Source organism: Rhizobium sp. CBN3 (genome assembly GCF_030518245.1).
GTDB classification, from domain to species: Bacteria; Pseudomonadota; Alphaproteobacteria; order Rhizobiales; family Rhizobiaceae; genus Rhizobium; species Rhizobium aethiopicum_A.
Map to the genome: position 1 here is coordinate 1 of NZ_JAULSE010000094.1, position 553 is coordinate 553.

Here is a 553-nt window from a genome sequence, read left to right on the forward strand (position 1 = left end):
TCCTACGACCTGGTGGTGGCGCTGACCTCGGGCGGGCCGGGCGGCTCGGCCTGGCTGCCGTCCAACTTCATGTATGAATATACCTTCAAGCGCAACGAGATGGCCGTCGGCTCGGCCAGCGCCATCATCATGCTGATGACGATCTCGGCGATCATCGTTCCCTATCTCTATTCCGAACTGAAGGAGAAGGCCCGATGAGCAGCCTCACCTCTCCGATCGGCACCTCCTCATCGGCAACGGCTGTGGCTGCGGCAGGAGCGGAGCGCGGCAACAGCGCCCGCTGGGTCGGTCGCCTCGTCATCTACGGCCTGCTGGTGATCTTCGCCATCCTCTACCTGATGCCGCTCTTCGTCATGCTGACGACCTCGTTCAAGACGATGGACGAGATCCAGGGCGGCAACATGCTGGCACTGCCGCAGGCGCCGACCTTCGATCCCTGGGTCAAGGCCTGGGGCGAGGCCTGCGTCGGGCTGACCTGCGCCGGCATCAAGGGCTACTTCTGGAACTCGATCAAGATGGTGGTGCCGGCGGTGGCGATCTCCACCATCATGGG

Annotated in this window: 2 pseudogenes; both read left to right on the forward strand. The window is 63.7% G+C overall.

The features are described 5' to 3' along the window. Nucleotides 1-198 (forward strand): annotated as a pseudogene (locus QWJ46_RS31090) (sugar ABC transporter permease); the annotation flags it as partial. Continuing rightward, nucleotides 195-553, forward strand: a pseudogene (locus QWJ46_RS31095) (carbohydrate ABC transporter permease); the annotation flags it as partial. The pseudogenes QWJ46_RS31090 and QWJ46_RS31095, both read left to right, overlap by 4 nt.